Genomic DNA, 17,755 nt, shown 5'->3' with positions numbered 1-17,755 from the left:
CTCAGAACAGCACCGTCAGCATGCCCGCGCGCAGCATCGTCTCCGCCCGGTCGAGGTCGCGCGGGGTGGAGAGGTGGAACCAGGCGCCGTCATGCACCAGGCCGTAGAGCCGCCCCGCCTCGATCGCGCGGTCATAGACGCGGTTGAGGCTGAAGGGCCCCGCCGGCGCATCGGCGAACAGCGCGGGGGAGAGGATCTGCACGCCGCCGAACAGGTAGGGCGCGATCTCTCTTTCCTTCGGGCGCCGCGCGCGGCCGAGCGGGTCCAGCAGGAAGTCCCCGCGCCCGACCTCGCCATCCACCTGGCTGGTCCGCACCAGCAGCAGCAGCGCGTCCATCCGGTCCGGGTCGAAGGCGGCGGCCATGCGCCGCAGCGCCCCCGTCGGGCCGTCGAGCCAGAAGGCATCGCCGTTGACCACGGCGAAGGGCCCGTCGCCGAGATGCGGCAGCGCGGCGGCGACGCCGCCGCCCGTCTCCAGCAGCACCTCCTCCCGCAGCACGGTGGCGGGGAGGTCATGCGCGGCGACGGCGGCGGCGACCTGGTCGGGATGCCAGTGCGCGTTGACCACGACGTCGCCGATCCCGGCGTCGCGCAGCCGGTCCAGCGCGTGGTGCAGCAGGCTGCTGCCGGCGAGGTCCAGCAGCGGCTTCGGCCGGTCGTCCGTCAGCGGCCGCATCCGCGTGCCGAGACCGGCGGCGAGCACCATGGCATGGGTCAGCACGATCATGCCGTCTCCCGGAGGCTGGCGGGGTTGCATCGCATGGCGGGCGGCACATGCGCATCGAGGAAGGCGCGCAGCGGCGCCGCGGCGGGATGGCCGAGCGCGGCGTCGAGCAGCGCCCAGCAGCGCGGGCCGTGGCGCAGGTAGCCCGGCTTCCCGTCGCGCCGCGCCAGCCGCGTCCACAGCGCGGCGACGCGCAGGTGGCGCTGCGCCGCCATCGCCGCCATCGCGGCGCGGAAGGCCGCCGCGTCCAGCCCCGGGCGATGCGCGAGGTAATGCGCGACGGCGGCGTCCCGGACCGCGGGGGCCACGTCGCGCCGCGCATCCTCGACCAGCGAGACGAGGTCGTAGGCGGGATGGCCGAGCGCCGCGTCCTGGAAGTCCAGGATGCCGACCCCGCGCGGCGGCGCGCGGCCGGGCAGCGGCATCAGGTTGGCCGGGAAGAAGTCGCGATGGACGAAGCCCTGCGCGGCGAAGGGGGCGAGCATGGCGTCCATCGCCGCGCGGAAGGACCGGGCGACGGCGGCGGCGGGCGGCGCGCCGAAGGCCTCGGGCCACCACCAGTCCAGGAAGGTCGCGCCCGCCGTCTCCGCCATGCGCGCCGCGTCCCATCGGGGCAGGCCGCCGGGCGGCGGCGCCTCGTGCAGGGCGGCCAGCACATGGGCGGCGGCGAGGTAGTGGGGAAGCGGGTCCTCCCCGACATCGAGCGCCTGCGCGACGGTGCGGGCGCCGAGATCCTCGAGCAGGACGAAGCCCGCCGCCGCATCCGCGGCGAACACCTCGGGCGCGGAAAGCCCGATGCTGGACAGGTGCGCGGCGACATGCAGGAAGGGGCGCACATCCTCCTGCGGGGGGGGTGCGTCCATCAGCAGCGCCGGGCGCGGCCCGCCATGCAGCCGGGCGTAGCGCCGGAAGGAGGCATCGGCCGGCAGCGGCTCCACCCGCGCGGCGGCCCAGCCCTGCGCCGCCAGGAAGTCGGTCGCGGACGCCCTCATGCCAGCACCGCCGCAAGCCGCGCGGGCCAGCCGGACAGCGTCGCCCGCCGCGCTTCCTCCGCCCCGCCGGGGGCGAGGGCGACGGTCAGCGCATCGGCCGGGCGCAGATGGCCGAGCCGGTCGGGCCATTCCACCAGCACGATCCCCTCCCGCGCCTCCTCCCAGCCGAGTTCGGCCAGCGCCGCGGGGCCGTCGAGCCGCCAGAGGTCGAAATGGTGCGCCGGGCCGGAAGGCAGGTCGTAGCCCTGCACGAGGGTGAAGGTGGGGGATGGCACTTCCAGCGCCGGGTCGCCGGCGGCGGCGCGCAGGAAGGCGCGGGCGAAGAAGCTTTTCCCGGCGCCGAGCGGGCCTTCCAGCAGCACCGCATCGCCCGCCCGCGCGCGCGCCGCCACCCGCGCGGCCAGCGCGGCGGTCGCCCCGGCATCGGGCAGGAGGAGGGTGACGGGGTTGTCCATCGGGGCTTCGGTCGCGGGTCCGGTCGGGCGGGGCGGCGCAATCTGCCCCCGCGGCCGCCGCCGGCACAAGCCGCACGTTCGCAGTTTGATCCCGCGCCGGCCATCGTCTAAGGGAGGCGGCTTTTTCCCCGGGGGCGGATGCGCGATGGCGGCTGTGGTCGAGACCGATGTGGCGATCATCGGCGCAGGGCCCGTGGGGCTCTTCGCCGTCTTCGAATGCGGCATGCTGCGGATGAAGACGGTGGTGGTCGATGCGCTGTCCGAGATCGGCGGGCAGTGCAGCGCGCTGTATCCGGAGAAGCCGATCTTCGACATCCCCGCCCATCCCGAGATCGCGGGCGCCGACCTCGTCGCCGCGCTGGAGAAGCAGGCCGCGCCCTTCACGCCGCTGATGATGCTCGGCCGCCGCGTGGAACACCTGGCGCAGGCCCGCGGCGGCTTCGAGCTCGGCACGAGCGAGGGCGACACCATCCGCTGCAAGGCGGTGATCCTGGCGGCCGGCGCCGGCGCCTTCGGCCCGAACCGCCCGCCGCTGGAAGGGCTTGCCGCCTACGAGGCGACCGGCGCGGTGCGCTACCTCGTCGCGCGGAGGGAGGATTTCCGCGGCCGGCGCGTGGTCATCGCCGGCGGCGGCGACAGCGCGGTGGACTGGGCGCTGAGCCTCAAGCAGATCGCGGCGAAGGTCACGGTTGTGCACCGGCGCGACAAGTTCCGCTGCGCGCCCGAAAGCGCGGCCCAGCTGAAGGCCGCGGCCGAACGCGGCGAGGTGGAGATGGCGATCCCCTACCAGCTGCACGGGCTGGAGGGCGCGGGCGGACAGCTCACCGGCGTCGTCCTCTCCACCCTGAAGGGGGAGACGCGGGTGGTGCCTGCCGACAACCTGCTGCCCTTCTACGGCCTGTCGATGGAACTCGGCCCGATCGCCGAATGGGGGCTGGGGCTGGAGCGCAGCCATGTGCAGGTGGCGCCCGCGACCTGCGAGACGAACATCCCCGGCATCCACGCGATCGGCGACATCGCGACCTATCCGGGCAAGCTGAAGCTGATCCTGCAGGGCTTCAGCGAAGCCGCGATGGCCGCCCACGCCATCCACCCCCGCGTCTTCCCGGGCGAGGCGCTGCATTTCGAGTATTCGACGAGCAAGGGCGTGCCCGTGGCGGGGTGATGCGGGCGGGGTGCGGGCCTACAGCCAGTACCTGAAGACCGTCTCGCCCTTCATGTTGATCCCGGTCGGGTGCCAGCCCTTCGCGCGATAGAAGGCCGCCGCCTTCGTAGCGCCATCCGTCGACAGGAACGCCTGCCGATGCCCCTGCTTCCTCAGCAGGTCCATCGCGGCGGCCAGCAGGGCGGTGCCGTGCCCCCGCCCCTGCGCGCCATCGATGACGAACAAGGCCCAGACATAGCCGGTCAGGTGATCGGCGCAGGTGAATCCCTGCACCCCCCCGTCGTCCTCGGAAACGAGGAAGATCGCGGAGTCGAGATACCAGGCGATTTCCGCATCCGTGACCAGCGACGGATCGGTCAGGCGATTCTCCGCCGTCCCGTGCCGCACCTCATGGATTCGCGGCAAGTCGGCCCGCGTCGCGGGTCGCAGGGTGAATCCGGACATGGGGCGCATCCTGCACGAACGACGTCATGCGCGCGCCGTCCCACGCGCATGACCACCCGGCCATCGTCGCACCCTCAGGCCCCATCCACCAGGCGCTTCAGCCCAGCAGGCCGACGAAACTGGTACCCGGGGCCGGCACGGCCGTCCCGGCGCCGGTGGCGCGCACCGCCGCCATCGCGGCGCCGAAGAAGCGGCAGAAGCGGTCGGCATGCTTCGACGTGCCGATGGGATACTGGCACATCCGCCAGTGGTTCGCGGCCGAGCCCTCGTAGCGGACCGACCCGGCATTGTAGGCGCAGGCCACCAGCGGCGGGTCGAAGCGCGTGTTGCCGGCCTGCTTCCACATATAGGCCATGCCGGCGCGGATCGAGGTGCTGGGATTCTCCAGCGCCGCCAGTGTCACGCCCTCGTCGCACAGCGCCTCTCGCGCGGTGGAGAGCAGGGTCTGCATCAGGCCGACGCTGACGCGCCGCGGCGTGCGGCTGGGGTCGTCCAGGTCGCAGCCCGGCTCGAAGCGCCTGGCGCGCGGGTTGCCGGAGCTTTCGGTGCAGATCGTCGCCACCACCAGCTCCGCTGGCACGGGGAAGCGGGCGGAGGCGGTGACGATGGCATCGGCATACTGCGCGAGGACGCGGCGCGCGACCGCCGCCTCCGCCTCCGTCGCGGCAAGCGGCGCGCCGCCCAGCTCGATCCCGTCGCGCGTCAGCCGCCAGGGGATACCGTCGGGATAGCGGCTGTGCGGGCGCGTCAGCGCGGCGAGGGCGGCGGCGTCCAGCACGGACTCGATGCCGGTGCGCAGCGCCGCAGCCGGCCGCGCCTCCCCCGACAGCGCCGCCCAGGTGACGGGGCCGAGCACGCCGTCCTCCACCAGGCCGCGGCGCCGCTGGAAGGCCTTCACCGCGTCGCGCGTCGCGGCGCCGAACAGCCCGTCCGGCTTCAGGCCGGCGCCCGCGCGTTCGTTCAGCAGGCGCTGGGCGAGCCAGACCTCCTCCCCGCGCATCATCGGCTGGGTGAACCACCAGCTGCGCGTCAGCGCCGGGGCGGCGGGGGCCAGGACATCGGACATCACGCGCACCTCGGGCTGAGGGAGAGCTGGGCGGCGACCGCCGCGCGGCGCTGCGCGATGCGGTCGCCGAGGGGCGGCAGGCCGGCCACTTCCGTCGCCCGCGCCGCCCCGGCGCGCGCCTCGGCCAGTGCCGCGCAGCGCGCCTCCTCCGGCAGGTCGCCGGCCTGCACGCGGTTCAGCGCGACGCCGGCGGCGTAGTGGTCGGCATAGGGCGCCGCGCCCGCCGGGGGCGCGCGCAGCGGCGCGACGGCGGCGAGGATGGCCTCGTTGTCGGCGCGGCGGGCCTCGCCGCTCGCGCGGTCGCGCCGGCGTTCCAGCGCATCGGCCAGGCGGATCGCGGCTTCCTGCCGCTCGTCCGCGGTGGCGTCGGCGGGCATCAGCGCCCCGGCGCGGCGCAGGGCGGCCACCGCGCAGTCCCGCCGCTCCGGCCGCATCGCCTCCGGCGTGACGGGGGCTTCGGCGAGTTCGGCGCAGGCGGCGCCGCGATGCAGCCAGAGCGTGACGCAGCTGCGGTCCCGCGCCTCGCAGGCGAAGGGGAGATCGGCCATGGCGGTGCTGGTGCCGGGCGGCATGCGCCGGACCTCGCCGGCCAGCCGGACCGCCTCACGCGCGGGGGTGTCGCAGGCGGCCATCAGCAAGGCCATCAGCAAGGGAAGCAGCAGCAGCGCGCGCCGCATCGCTCAGCCCCCCTCGCCGGGCGTGGAGGCCTGGTCCGCCTCCCGCGCCTTCCCCGCCGCTTCCGCTTCCGCGGCCTGCAGGAAATCCGACGCGGCGATCCGCGCCGTGATCTCCGCCAGCATCGCCGGGTCCGCCTTGCCCAGCGCCTCGACGAGGTAGACCATCCGCTCCAGCTCGGCCGCGACGCGGCTGTCCTGCCGCGCGGCGCGCACGGCCCCGGCCAGCGCCGGGGTGGAGACCTGCACGCCGGCCACGGTGATGCCGGGCAGGCCGAGGCCGTGCAGCGCGGCCGCGCCGGTCATCGCGGCGCGCAGGTCCTCGATGGCGTCGGCCAGCGCCTCCGCATTCCCCGCGAAGGCGGCGCGCAGCGCGGCCGCGCCCTCGCCCTCCGCGCCGGCCAGGATGCGGGCCGCGACGTCGCGCGCGGGGGCGGGCACCTGCCCGGCCGGCGCCCCCGCGACGTCCCATACGCCGAGTGCGAGCGCGGGCTCCACCGTGCCGCCCGGCGCAAGCCGCCCGGCCAGCAGCGGCGCGCGCAGCAGCGCGGCGGCGGCGAGGCCGGATTCCATCACCGGCGGCAGCAGGCCGAGGTCGAGCGGCGTATCGAGCATCGCCGCCTTCCAGCGGTCGAACCTCTCCTTCTCCTTCACCAGTTGCAGGCCGCCCACCACGACCGCGGCGACCAGCCCCGCGGGCCCCGCCACCGCGCCGCCGCCGAACAGCCCGCCGAGCGCGCCGGCGATGGGCGCGCTGCCGGCCGCGACGCGACCGATGGTGGCCATCGCATCCGCCACCGCCGTCCCCACCGGGCCGAGCGCGCCGAGGTCGCGGATCGCGGTGCCGGCCTCTTCGGCCAGCCGCCCCATTGTTTCGGCATTGGCCTGCCCGCCGAGCACGGGGGCGATGCGCGCGAGCAGCCCGTCCACGCGTTCCAGCGCGCGGTCGGCGCCGGCCACGGCGCCGGTCCCGACGCCGAGGCTGCCCGCCACCGCGATGAGGGAACGAAGCGATTGCAGCCGCCCCTGCGCGTCGCGCAGCAGGGCGAGCCGCGCCTGCTGTTCGGGCGTGACGCCGGCCACGGCGCCGCCGGCCGCGGCCGAGGCCGCCGCGCTGGTCGCCGCGGCGCCGGCCTGGGTGGCGGCGGCGGCGGCGCTGTTCACCGCGTCGCTCGCCCGCGACACCGCCGCGGTCGCCTGGTCCGCCGCCTGCTTCGCGGCTTCCGCGGTCTGGGCCGAACGCTCGTTGGAGCGGGAGGCGAAGTAGAAGGAGATGACGGCGCCGATGAAGCCGGTCAGCGCCTCCCCCGCGCGGAGGCCGAGCGGGCCCGCGAAGGCCAGCATGAGGAAGCCGAAGACGATGATGAAGACCGAGAGCAGCGCGCGGATCGAGCCCTCCGGCACGCCGAGCGGCAGGTCGAGAAGCCGCCCCGCGAGGGTGGCGCCGCTGCCGCCTTCCGCGTCGAGTTTCGCCGGCATCTCCGCCGCCAGGCGGCGCAGCAGGAACCAGGCGCCGACGAGGAAGACCAGCATGACACCGACCACCACCGCGCCGGCCAGCAGCTGTCCGCCCGCATCCTTCGACAGCTGCCCGTCCTGGGCGAAGGCGGAAGCGGGCAGCAGCAGGGGCAGGAGGAAGGCCGGCGCGGCCTGTCGGGGCGGGGGGGCGGATCCGGTGCCGACAGGTGCCATGGCGGGCCTCCTCCACGCTGGGAGGCGGACCCTAGGACAGAAAGCCCATAAACCGCAACGAAATTCGCGATCCGGCTTCCCGGCAGCCGGGTGTCAGGCTGTGTCCAGCAACTTCCGGATGCGCCCTTCGTCATTGGCGGCAACCTTCAGGCGCAGCTCGGAAGGGCTGCCACTGGCGATCTCGGCATGGCGGGGATCGACAGGGCCGTCGCGTACCAGCGATTCCAGGGCGAGCTTCGCCGCCTCGGCATCCGGGAAGTGGCGGCGCAGGGTCACCGCATCGGGGATGGGCGGGGCGTCCTGCATCATCTCCCCGGGCGCGACGGCGCGGTTGCCCCGGGTGCCGGTGGTGGCGACCGGATCGCTGGCGGGGAAGGTTTCCTTCACCGCCTCGTCGGTCTTGCTGTCGGGCGACATCGTGCCGGGCTTGCTGGTCATCTCTGCATTCCCCCTCGGGCTGTGACAGCGGGGAACGCGGGCCGGCGGGAAGCGGTTGCGCCGACCGTTGCATGGGTGGCGACGGCTATCCCAGCGCCTCGCGGAACAGGCCGAGCCGGCGCTGCGCCGCGGCGTCCGAATAGCCGAACAGGACGAGATCGCTCTCCGCCGCGATCGTCAGGGCCGCCCAGGACGGCACGACCAGCAGGTCGCGATGCGCAAGGTCGAAGGCCTGCCCATCGACCCGCGCGGTGCCGCGCCCCTCCACCACGACGAGGACGGCGGCGTCCGTCGCCCGGCGCGGGCGGGTGGCGAAGCCGGCGGGCAGCAGCCGCACATGGGCAGCGATGGTCGGCATCACCGACCCGCCATCGGCCGGGTTCACGAATTCGAGCGCATGGCCCAGATGCGGGTCCGGGTTGCCCTGCCGCGCCAGGGCGGCCAGGCTCTCGCGCCATTCGGCATAGGGGTAGTGGAACAGCGGCAGCGCCGCCGGCCGCCGGTCCGCGCCGCTGCCGCGGAAGGGACGCAGGTTGCGCCCGTAGCGCAGCGCGGTGTCGCCCGCGGGCGCCGTCTCGGGGTGGGCCATGGCGCCGTCGGGCAGGCGTTCGGCGAAGGACGCTGCGAAGTGGCGCACTGTCGGGATGTCCAGCCCGTCGAGCCAGATCATCGGCGCCGCGCTGGCATTGCCGTGGTCGTGCCATTGCCAGTTCGGCGTCAGCACCAGGTCGAAGGGGCGCATCACCGCCTTCTCCCCGTCGAGCGCGGTGAAGGCGCCGTCGCCCTCCATCACGAAACGCAGCGCGCATTGCGTGTGCCGGTGGCAGGGCGCGACCTCGCCAGGGAGGATGAGCTGGAGGCCCGCATAGAGGCTGGTGGTGACGGAGGAGGAGCCGGGCAGGCCCGGATTCTCCAGGATCAGCACCCGGCGCTCGGCCTTCTCCGCCGTGATGAGGTCTCCCGCCCGCAGCAGGTGGGCGCGCGCCGCATCATAGTGCCACAGATGCGGCCGCACGGTGGAGGAGGGGGTCGGCGTCACCAGCGCGTGCAGCACTTCCCACAGGGGAAACAGGTGCTGCGGCGCCATCTCCGCATAGAGCCCGCGCAGCATCGCTTCCGCTTCGTTGCTGCCGGGGATCGGGGGAGCGTCGGTCATCGGGCCTGTCCGGGCTGCGGGCCCGCAAGGTTAGCCCGCCCCGCCCACCGGTGGAAACGTCGCGAGCATGGGGCTTTCGCTGGCCGTGGGATTTGGCTAAGGAGGAGGCGACGGACCCGTAGCTCAGCTGGATAGAGCGTTGCCCTCCGAAGGCAAAGGTCGTACGTTCGAATCGTATCGGGTCCGCCAATCCTTCTCAGCACCTCGCAGCGTCGCCAGGCCGCGGTCACGCTTCGTGGCGCGGCGCGAACGGGGCTTGCGCGGACTCCGCCGGATGCCACATGGCTCGGCGCCCCATGCTCCACCTCATCAAGCTCTGCGTCGGCGTGAAGGAAGTGGCGGAGCTTGCCGAATGGCAGGCCCGCCGCGTCAGGACCGACCCGCCGCTGCGCCACCAGACGCGCATGATGCCGAAGCGCGGCGCGGAGCTGCTGGAGGGGGGGTCGCTCTACTGGGTGATCGGCGGCTTCGTCCGCGTGCGCCAGCGGCTGCTGGACGTGCGGGAGGACAGCTGGGATGACGGCACGACCTGTGCCGGGCTCGTGCTCGACCCCGAGCTTGTGCTGGTGGAGCCGCGGCCGCAGAAGCCCTTCCAGGGCTGGCGCTACCTGGACCCCGCGGCCGCCCCGCCCGACGTGCCGCGCGGCGGCGCGGCGGCGACCGGGCTCGAGGCGCTGCCGCCCGCGCTGCGCCGGGAATTGCAGGCGCTCTGCCTCATCTAAGAGCCTGTTACGGACCATGGGCCAGTGCGACGCGATGGGGCATGAGGGTGTCCACTGCCGCGTGGACCTTGCTGCCCCGCTTGCGCTTGGCCCCGTCGTAGCCCGCGCGGTGCCCGCTCTCGGACGTAGAGCGGAGCGTGCGGCTGTCGAGGATGGCGGCCGAGGGGGCGGGCTCACGCCCGCCTGCCGCGCGCAGCAGGGCGCGGAGGTCGTGCGCCAGGCGCTCGAAGCAGCCCGCGGCCAGCCAGCGCCGGGTCTGGTCGTAGACCGCGTGCCAGGGTGGGAGGTCGTTCGGCAGCAGCCGCCAGGGCGCCCCGGCGCGCACGATCCAGCGGAGCGCATTGAACACCTCGCGCATCGGGTGCTCGCGCTGCCCCGCTGTCTCCGGCAACAGCGTCGGGTAGGGCGCAACCAGCGCCCATTCCTCGTCAGAGACGTCAGAAGGACAGGATTTGCGGGCCATGCCCGCAAACCCACAACCCTCGCCTCAGTTCGTAACAGGCTCTAGGTTGCGAAGGGAGCCGGGCGATGGCGCATCGGGCATGGCTGGCTGCATCCCTGCTGCTCCTGGCCGCCTGCAAGGAGGAAGCCCCGCCTGCCCGCGAAGGTGCCGCGGCGCCCGCCGCGGGGCGCGAGGCGGCGGCGCTCCGCGCGGCGGAGGAGCGGCTGCGGGCGCGGCTGCGCGCCGAAGGCCCGATGACGCTGCGCGCCCGCCAGGTGCACCGCCAGGCGCTGGCCGACACGCTCGCGGTCTGCGGTCAGATCAACCCGACCGGCCGCGGCGAGGACCCCTTCATTCCCTATGTCGCCGTGGTCGCCTTCGAGGGCGACCGGCCGGCGCGCACCGACCTGCACCTCGCCGCCTCCACCACCGAGGCGACGCGGGTCTATGTCGAGATGGTGGATCGCTGCTTCGACGGCGGCGGCCCGCCGAATGCGCGCGCGACGCAGCGGCCGCTGCCGCCGGTCCCCACCGGCCTGCCGCTGGCGGGCGAGGAGCCGTCCGCCCCGCGGCCCGGCCCCGCCGCGGCCGCATCCGGGGCGGCGCCGCTGCCGGCCGGCTCCGCCCCGCCGATGGCCGCGGCCGGGCCCGCCCAGGGCAGCGCCACCACCAGCCAGCGCACGCCGGTCAACATCCGCTCCTCGCCATCCGGCGGGGGGGAGGTGCTGCGCGTGGTGCCGCGAGGGTCGAGCCTGACGGTGTTCGGCCAGGCACCGGGCGGCTGGTACCAGGTGGGCGAGGGCGAACCCTGGGGGTGGGTCCACGGCTCCATGCTGGACCAGGCGCCCCGCTGAGGGCTTCGCGCGCGCGCCGCAGCCGCTACGCTCCCGACGCACCCAAGGGAGGAGCCGCCCCATGCCGTCACCCCAGCACGCCGCCCTGTTCGACCTGACCGGGCGCGTCGCGCTCGTCACCGGCGCCTCGCGCGGGCTCGGGGCCGCGATGGCGCGCGGGCTTGCGCGGGCGGGGGCGGAAGTGATCCTGAACGGGCGCGACCAGGCGACGCTGGAGGCGCAGGCGGATGCGCTGCGGGCCGAGGGGCTGGCCTGCCGCACCGCCGCCTTCGATGTCCGCGACCTCGCCGCGATGGAACGCGTGGTCCCCGCGCTCGGCCCCATCGACATCCTGCTGCACAATGCCGGCAACCAGTATCGCGGCCCGGTCGAGACGCTGACCGAGGAGGGCTGGGCGAGCGTGCTCGACACCCACCTGACCGCGCTGTTCCGCCTGTCGAAGCTGGTGGTGCCGGGGATGAAGGAACGCCGGCGCGGCAAGGTCATCGCCATCGGGTCGCTGGCGTCGGAGCTGGGGCGCGGGACGATCACGCCTTATTCCGCGGCGAAGGGCGGGCTGAAGATGTTCATCCGCGCGCTGGCGGTCGAACTCGGCCCGCACAACGTGCAGTGCAACGCGATCGGGCCCGGCTGGTTCGACACCGACATGAACAAGGCGCTGCTGGACAACCCGGAATGGCTGGCCACCGTGAAGCGCCGCTGCCCCGCCGGCCGCTACGCGCAGCCGGAGGAGATCGCGGGGACGGCGGTGTTCCTCGCCTCGGGGGCGAGCGACTTTGTCTCGGGCCAGCTCATCTTCGTGGATGGCGGGGTGACGGCGAACATGATGTAGCGGCGCAGGCGTCAGGACCCGTCCGGGACGCGCGGCCCGCGCCACTGCGCCGGCCGCGCGCCGCGGTCGAGGCCGCTCAGCCCGCGGGCAATGCAGTAGCCCTGGCGGCGCGCGGCGCCCGGCTCGCACTGATCACGGAACAGGCGCAGCCCGTCCTGGTCCAGCCAGATCAGCAGCTCCGCCTCCAGGAACATCTCGCGTCGGTGGGGGCTGAAGCAGACCACGGTGGTGTTGACCCAGACGCTGTTGTTGACGGGCCGTGCGAAGGTGTCCGCAACGCTTCGCGTGCAGATGTCGTAGCCATCGATGGCGATGGCGTCAGTGGTCACGGTGGTGCCGTCTTCGAGGCGGGTCACACCCGGTGCGAGCTGGATGGAACCCTGGGTCAGCCATGCGCGCGGGCTACCGGACAGCCGGACAGCGCGGGCCCGGTCCGCCGGCGATCCTCCGCCCGCAGCCTCGATCGGGATGTAGAGCCTGCCGTCATGCACCCTGTAGAGCGCCGGGGCCACGGGGCGCCCGGTGCCGTCGGTCGGCCGCAGTTCATAGGTGCCGGCAGCCTCGACCAGCGCCCTGCGCCGCCGCGCTTCCGCCGCCGCCTCCGCTTCCTGCCGCTCACGCGCGGCGCGGGCCTCGGCCTCGCGCCGGGCGCGGTCGCGTTCCGCCTCAGCCTCCGCGATCCGCGCCGCAGCCTCCGCCTCCACGGCCAGGCCCAGCACCTGCAGGCTGTCCCGCCCGAGGCGCGGCAGCGCGGTGACAAGGGGCGCCAGCTCCCGTGCAGTGCCGAGCAGGAAGGCGCAGCGCCCAGACTGTACCTCGGCGAAGATCGCCTCCGCATCGGGCAGGCGGCGGGCGGACTGGATCTGCGCCGCCATCGCCTCCGCCCCGCGCGCCGCCTCGTCGCGCGCGAGTCCGGTGGCGATGGCGCCGCGCGTCGCCGCCTGCGTTTCCGTCGCGCCCAGCACGCAGGCGTCGCGGGTGGGACGGCCGGTGTGGATGACGAAGAGCGTCGGCTCCTCCCCCGCCGCGACGATCCGCCGCGCTGCCTCCGCCCGTCGCGCGGCGAGGCGACCCGCCGCCTCGCGCTCCGCCGCCAGGCGTCGGGCCTCGGCGTCGCGGAGCTCGGCCTCGTGCTGCGCCTGCGCGGCGCGTTCACGGGCGACGGACTGCGCGTGGTCGGCCTGCGTCAGCACCGCGACGCGTTCCAGACCACCAGCCCATTGCGCCAGCCAGGCGAGGTTGCCGGGCGACAGCGCCCAGAGCGCGTGCCGCCGCAGGCCGAGGAGGTCGAACGCATCGTCGGCGCAGGACAGGGAGGGCCGGGTCGAGGTCACGGCCCCGGCCTGCTGCTGCACCCAATCCCGGAACGGCGCGTCCGGTGCGAAGGGCGCGAGCAGGCAGAGATTGGACGCCCCGCCGGGGAAGGCCACCGTCCCGTCCAGCCGCATCCGCGCATGCGCGCCACCCATGCGCCGGGCGTAGAGAACCAGGTCGTCGTCGCCCCCGCCGCGCAGGTCCGGCAGGGCCTGGAGGAGGGTGGCGATGCCGCGCTCCACCTGCCCGTGCTGGCTCTCCCACCGCGTGATGCCCGCTTCCTGCCGCAGCGTCGTGGCGGCGCAGGTGAAGCCGTTGGGCAGCGCGCCCGCGAACAGCGTCCCGCGGAACTCCGGCAGGCCGGACAGATGAAGCGTGCCGCGCGGCGCGACCGCCTGCGGGGAGCTGCCGATGGCCATGTCGATCCGGGGATCGCGGTCCATCGCCCAGCCCGTCGGCCACAGTACGACGTCGCGCGCGTCGCCGCCGCCGGCGACGGTGCCGCGCAGCTCGACCGCCGCGAAACGGGCTAGGTCTTCGGAATTCACCAGCCGTTCGGCCAGGCGCAGCGTCGCGGTCCGGTCGCGCTCGCCCGCGCCGCCGCCAAGCGACAGCTCGGCGCGCAGCCGCATCCGGCGTTCCTCCTCGCGATTCACGGGCTGGGTGCAGACCACCTCGCCCACCAGCCAGCCGCCGCCCACAAGCTGGTCCAGGCGCTGCCGTTCGGACGCGGCGCGGAACTCCGCGTCGCGGCGCAGCCTCTCGATCTCGGCCAGGCGCCGGGCCTCGGCGGCGCGGGAATCGGCTTCGCGGCGTTCCGCCTCGCGCCGCTGCGCCTCGGCCGCCGAGGCGGCGCGCTGGTGGTCGAGACCGGGCGCGGGAGGCGCCGCCTGGGCCGGCGCGGCCTGCTGCTGCGCCGGTGCCTCGCCCACCGCCACATGGAGCGTCTGCGCCCGGGCGCCGCGCCACACCACCACGGGTACGGTGCTGCCGGGCTGCAGCCCGCTGACGATGCGGGGAAGCGCGACTGCCTCCCGCACCTCCTGCTCGGCGATTCGCAGCACCACGTCGCCGGGCTGGATGCCGGCCGCGGCGGCGGGGCCGCCTGGCGCCGCGGCCGTCACCAGCGCGCCGCCGACCTCGGGCGGAAGGCCGGGCGGGCGGGTGGCGTCGGCGGGGACGTCGCGGATGTTGACGCCGAACCAGGGCCGCGCGCCGCGGCCGCCGTCCCGCAGCTGCGCGATGCGCTGGGCGAAGGCATTGGCGACGCAGTCGACCGTCGTGCAGGCGTTGCGCTGGCGCAGCCAGTCCCGCTGCGCGGCCCGCACCGCTCCGGCGTCCGCCGCCTGGCCGAGCGCGGCGGCGAAAGCGGCGGCCAGTTCCGCATCGAGGCGCGACAGCCTGGGATCGGCGCAGATCGTGCGCTCTACCGCGTTGGATGCGCGGGCGCAGTGAAGCTGGGACCCTGGGCCGCTGAACCGGCTGGCCAGAGGACCAGTGCAGCCAGCATGGTGATGGCGATCGGGCGCAGCGGCGGCATCGGGGTTCCCCCTGCGCGGACGTGCCGGGGCGGCAGCCGGCGCAGCGAGGAAACATTACGAAACCGGCGCGTCCCTTGTCCATGACCCGGCCGGAACGGCAGGGGGCGGATGGGTCGCGCAGCGATGGGCCGCCCGCGCAATGCCCGACCTCATCACCCCCTTCCCCCGCCTGGATCGGGGGGCGAAAGACGACGATCACGGCAGGCTGCGGCCGCTATGGAGTATCACATGAGGCTGGCGGCGGTGCCGCCCGCCCCTGCCAGGCCGCGCGACCTACCCCCGCCCGTGGCAGTGCTTGTACTTCTTCCCCGACCCGCAGGGGCAGGGTGCGTTGCGGGGGGTGCGGTCCCAGGTGGTCATGTCGTTGGGATCGACCTCGGACGCCACCAGCGGCTGGCGTGCCGCCTGGGTGGCGGAGCCGTATTCGGGCGGCGGGCCGGCATCGGCGTATTCCAGCTCGGAAGCCGGCGCGTCGTGCCGCATGTCGGTCACGCGCACCGGCTCCGGCATCGGCGGCGGGGCGTCGGGGCGGACATCGATGCGCATCAGCACGCTCGTCACCCGCTCCCGCAATTCGGCGAGCATGGCGTTGAACAGGTTGAAGGCCTCGCTCTTGTACTCGTTCAGCGGGTCGCGCTGGCCATAGGCGCGCAGCCCGATGCCCTGGCGCAGGTGGTCGAGGGCAAGGAGGTGTTCCTTCCACTGCGCGTCGAAGATCTGCAGCAGCAGGCTCTTCTCCACCATGCGCATCAGGTCGGGGCCGATATTGGCGACGCGCGCCGCATAGGCCTCCTCCGCCGCCTTCTCCAGCCGCTCGCGCACCTGCGTCTCGTCGATCCCCTCCTCCCGCGCCCAGTCGGCGACGGGCAGGTCGAGGCCGAGGGTGGTCAGCACCTTCTCCTGCAGCCCGGCCAGGTCCCACTGCTCGGGGTAGGCGTTCTCGGGGATCGCCTTGTCGATCATGCCGCCGATGGTCTCGCGCCGCATCTCGGCCACCGTCTCGGCGACGTCGTCGGCGGTCATGAACGCCTTGCGCTGCGCATAGACCTCGCGGCGCTGGTTGTTCATGACGTCGTCGTATTTCAGCAGGTTCTTGCGCGTGTCGAAGTTCCGCGCCTCGACCTTCTTCTGCGCCTTCTCCAGCGCCTTGTTGATCCAGGGGTGGACGATCGCCTCCCCTTCCTTCAGGCCGAGCTTCTCCAGCATCCCGCCCATGCGGTCGGACCCGAAGATGCGCATCAGGTCGTCCTCGAGGGACAGGAAGAAGCGGCTCGCGCCCGGGTCGCCCTGGCGGCCGGACCGGCCGCGCAGCTGGTTGTCGATGCGCCGGCTCTCGTGCCGCTCGGTGCCGATGACCAGCAGGCCGCCGGCCTCCTTCACCTTCGGGCGCACCGTCTCGACCTCGGCCCGGTGGCGGGCAAGGGCCGCGTCGTATTCGGGGCTGTCGGCGTTGCCGATCTCGGCGCGCGCGATCATGTCGGCGTTGCCGCCGAGCTGGATGTCCGTGCCGCGCCCGGCCATGTTGGTGGCAATGGTCACCGCGCCGGGGCGGCCGGCCTGGGCGATGATGCCGGCCTCCTGCTCGTGGTAGCGGGCGTTCAGCACCTGGTGGGGGATCTTCCGCGCCTTCAGCAGGCCGGCGATCAGTTCCGACTTCTCGATGCTGGTGGTGCCGACCAGCACGGGCTGGCCCTTCTGCCGCGCCTCGTCGATCAGCGCGATCACCGCGTCGTATTTCTCGCGCGCGGTCTTGTAGACCTCGTCGTCGGAATCGATGCGCGCGACCGGCACGTTGGTCGGGATCTCGACCACTTCCAGCTTGTAGATCTCGGCGAACTCGTCGGCCTCGGTCGCGGCCGTGCCGGTCATGCCGGCCAGCTTGGGGTAAAGGCGGAAGTAGTTCTGGAAGGTGATGGAGGCGAGCGTCTGGTTCTCCGGCTGGACCGGCACGCCTTCCTTCGCCTCCAGCGCCTGGTGCAGGCCGTCGGAATAGCGGCGGCCTTCCATCATGCGGCCGGTGAACTCGTCGATGATGATGACCTTGTCCTGGGTCACGCCGTATTCGGTGACCTTCTTGACGATGTAGTCCACGTCCCGCGTGAACAGCACATGCGCGCGCAGCGACTGCTGCGCGTGGTGGACCAGGGTGACGTTCTGGATGTCGTAGAGGCCGCCCTCCTCGAGCAGCCCGGCCTCGCGCAGCATCTCCTCCAGCCGCTCGGTGCCGGCTTCCACCAGGTGGACGGTCTTGAACTTCTCGTCCTTCTCGTAGAGCGCCTTGTCCTTCACCAGCTCCGCCATCACCGCGTTGACGCGGTTGTACAGCTCCGACGTGTCGTCGGTCGGGCCGGAGATGATGAGCGGCGTGCGCGCCTCGTCCACCAGGATGCTGTCGACCTCGTCGACGATCGCGAAGTTGAAGTCGCGCTGGACCATCTCGTCCAGGCGGTACTTCATGTTGTCGCGCAGGTAGTCGAAGCCGAACTCGTTGTTGGTGCCGTAGGTGACGTCGGCGGCATAGGCGGCGCGGCGTTCCTCGTCCGTCAGGCCGTGGACGATCACGCCGGTGGTCAGGCCGAGGAAGCGGTAGATCCGCCCCATCCATTCCGCGTCGCGCTTCGCCAGGTAGTCGTTCACGGTGACGACATGCACGCCCCTGCCCGACAGCGCGTTCAGGTAGACCGGCAGGGTGGCGACCAGCGTCTTGCCCTCGCCGGTCTTCATCTCGGCGATGCGGCCGTCGTGCAGGACCATGCCGCCGATCATCTGCACATCGAAATGCCGCATGCCGAGCACGCGGCGCGCCGCCTCGCGCACGGTGGCGAAGGCGTCGGGCAGGATGTCGTCGAGGCTCTTGCCCGCCGCCACCTGGCTGCGGAACTCATCGGTGCGGGCGCGCAGCGCATCGTCCGACAGCGCGGCCAGCGCCGGCTCCAGCGCGTTGATCGCGGGCACGCGCGCGCGGTATCGCTTGAGAGCGCGGTCGTTCGAGGTGCCGAGGAAGGCGCGGACGAGGCGTTGGAACATCTGCTGTGGTCTTCTCCGGCCGACGCGGCGCCGGAGGCCCGCCCGGAGGACGGGTGGCGCGGGCCCGGGGAACGGGGGCGCGGCCGGCCAGGAGGAGGCCCGTGCCGGCGGCGGCGCGGCAGGCGGTAGATAGGCGGGCCGCCCCGCCCCGTCAACGCGAGCCTGCCGGCCGGGGCCCGGTGCCTTGTCGCCCCCGTCCCCTTCGGCCATGTTCCGC

General features: G+C 73.8%; 15 protein-coding genes, 1 tRNA gene and 1 pseudogene. 5 read left to right on the top strand and 12 right to left on the bottom strand.

Annotated elements, in window-relative coordinates; translation table 11 throughout:
- Position 1 precedes the first annotated feature (1 nt).
- The 3 genes from ACK8OX_RS13000 to tsaE are packed head-to-tail and all read right to left on the bottom strand — an operon-like array spanning position 2 to position 2,171.
- Positions 2 to 727: a nucleotidyltransferase family protein gene (locus ACK8OX_RS13000; RefSeq protein ID WP_430664544.1), complete on the bottom strand. Its 726-nt coding sequence runs from the start codon at positions 725 to 727 to the stop codon at positions 2 to 4.
- A complete protein-coding gene (locus tag ACK8OX_RS12995; protein WP_430664543.1) occupies positions 724 to 1,716 on the bottom strand; it encodes an aminoglycoside phosphotransferase family protein in 993 nt (330 codons plus the stop codon). Before ACK8OX_RS12995 ends, ACK8OX_RS13000 begins: the two co-directional genes overlap by 4 nt.
- Positions 1,713 to 2,171, bottom strand: a complete 459-nt coding sequence (tsaE, locus tag ACK8OX_RS12990) for a tRNA (adenosine(37)-N6)-threonylcarbamoyltransferase complex ATPase subunit type 1 TsaE (protein ID WP_430664542.1) — start codon at positions 2,169 to 2,171, stop codon at positions 1,713 to 1,715. Before tsaE ends, ACK8OX_RS12995 begins: the two co-directional genes overlap by 4 nt.
- Positions 2,172 to 2,316: 145 nt before the next feature.
- Between tsaE and ACK8OX_RS12985 the strand changes: the two genes are divergently transcribed.
- Positions 2,317 to 3,336, top strand: a complete 1,020-nt coding sequence (locus ACK8OX_RS12985) for an NAD(P)/FAD-dependent oxidoreductase (RefSeq protein WP_430664541.1) — start codon at positions 2,317 to 2,319, stop codon at positions 3,334 to 3,336.
- A gap of 18 nt (positions 3,337 to 3,354) precedes the next feature.
- Here ACK8OX_RS12985 and ACK8OX_RS12980 read toward each other — a convergent pair whose 3' ends face one another.
- The 6 genes from ACK8OX_RS12980 to gtdA all read right to left on the bottom strand — a co-directional run bounded on the left by ACK8OX_RS12980 (position 3,355) and on the right by gtdA (position 8,806).
- Positions 3,355 to 3,780 (bottom strand): N-acetyltransferase family protein, encoded by a 426-nt coding sequence (locus ACK8OX_RS12980; RefSeq protein WP_430664540.1) that lies wholly within the window; start codon positions 3,778 to 3,780, stop codon positions 3,355 to 3,357.
- Positions 3,781 to 3,877: 97 nt separating this feature from the next.
- Positions 3,878 to 4,846: a peptidoglycan-binding protein gene (locus ACK8OX_RS12975; RefSeq protein ID WP_430664539.1), complete on the bottom strand. Its 969-nt coding sequence runs from the start codon at positions 4,844 to 4,846 to the stop codon at positions 3,878 to 3,880.
- On the bottom strand, positions 4,846 to 5,523 hold the full coding sequence (locus ACK8OX_RS12970; RefSeq protein WP_430664538.1) for a hypothetical protein: 678 nt from the start codon (positions 5,521 to 5,523) through the stop codon (positions 4,846 to 4,848). Before ACK8OX_RS12970 ends, ACK8OX_RS12975 begins: the two co-directional genes overlap by 1 nt.
- A 3-nt stretch (positions 5,524 to 5,526) precedes the next feature.
- Positions 5,527 to 7,212, bottom strand: coding sequence for a hypothetical protein (locus ACK8OX_RS12965; protein WP_430664537.1), 1,686 nt, complete (start codon positions 7,210 to 7,212; stop codon positions 5,527 to 5,529).
- A 93-nt stretch (positions 7,213 to 7,305) separates the two neighbouring features.
- Positions 7,306 to 7,650 carry a hypothetical protein gene (locus ACK8OX_RS12960; protein WP_430664536.1) on the bottom strand — a complete coding sequence of 115 codons (345 nt, stop codon included), beginning with the start codon at positions 7,648 to 7,650 and terminating at the stop codon, positions 7,306 to 7,308.
- 85 nt (positions 7,651 to 7,735) lie between these two features.
- Positions 7,736 to 8,806, bottom strand: coding sequence for a gentisate 1,2-dioxygenase (gtdA, locus tag ACK8OX_RS12955; protein ID WP_430664535.1), 1,071 nt, complete (start codon positions 8,804 to 8,806; stop codon positions 7,736 to 7,738).
- A gap of 112 nt (positions 8,807 to 8,918) precedes the next feature.
- Here gtdA and ACK8OX_RS12950 point away from each other — a divergent pair.
- A tRNA-Arg gene (locus ACK8OX_RS12950) sits at positions 8,919 to 8,995 on the top strand.
- A 107-nt stretch (positions 8,996 to 9,102) separates the two neighbouring features.
- On the top strand, positions 9,103 to 9,528 hold the full coding sequence (locus ACK8OX_RS12945) for a DUF1489 family protein (protein WP_430664534.1): 426 nt from the start codon (positions 9,103 to 9,105) through the stop codon (positions 9,526 to 9,528).
- A 22-nt stretch (positions 9,529 to 9,550) separates the two neighbouring features.
- Here ACK8OX_RS12945 and ACK8OX_RS12940 read toward each other — a convergent pair.
- A pseudogene (locus tag ACK8OX_RS12940) lies at positions 9,551 to 9,991 on the bottom strand (transposase); the annotation flags it as partial.
- 65 nt (positions 9,992 to 10,056) lie between these two features.
- On the opposite strand from ACK8OX_RS12940, the gene ACK8OX_RS12935 reads away from it, so the two are divergent.
- Both ACK8OX_RS12935 and ACK8OX_RS12930 read left to right on the top strand, forming a co-directional pair.
- Complete coding sequence (locus ACK8OX_RS12935) at positions 10,057 to 10,824, top strand: SH3 domain-containing protein (RefSeq protein ID WP_430664533.1); 768 nt, start codon at positions 10,057 to 10,059, stop codon at positions 10,822 to 10,824.
- 61 nt (positions 10,825 to 10,885) lie between these two features.
- Positions 10,886 to 11,656 (top strand): SDR family oxidoreductase, encoded by a 771-nt coding sequence (locus ACK8OX_RS12930; RefSeq protein ID WP_430664532.1) that lies wholly within the window; start codon positions 10,886 to 10,888, stop codon positions 11,654 to 11,656.
- Between the two features lie 11 nt (positions 11,657 to 11,667).
- Here the strand turns inward: ACK8OX_RS12930 and ACK8OX_RS12925 are convergent, their stop codons facing one another.
- A complete protein-coding gene (locus ACK8OX_RS12925; protein ID WP_430664531.1) occupies positions 11,668 to 14,298 on the bottom strand; it encodes a PDZ domain-containing protein in 2,631 nt (876 codons plus the stop codon).
- Positions 14,299 to 14,784: 486 nt separating this feature from the next.
- Positions 14,785 to 17,538 (bottom strand): preprotein translocase subunit SecA, encoded by a 2,754-nt coding sequence (gene secA, locus ACK8OX_RS12920; protein WP_430664530.1) that lies wholly within the window; start codon positions 17,536 to 17,538, stop codon positions 14,785 to 14,787.
- Positions 17,539 to 17,755: the final 217 nt, after the last annotated feature.

Source organism: Falsiroseomonas sp. CW058 (assembly GCF_050563535.1).
GTDB lineage: Bacteria > Pseudomonadota > Alphaproteobacteria > Acetobacterales > Acetobacteraceae > Falsiroseomonas.
The sequence above is the reverse complement of the archived record's forward strand: the minus strand, read 5'-3'. Positions and strand labels throughout refer to the sequence as shown.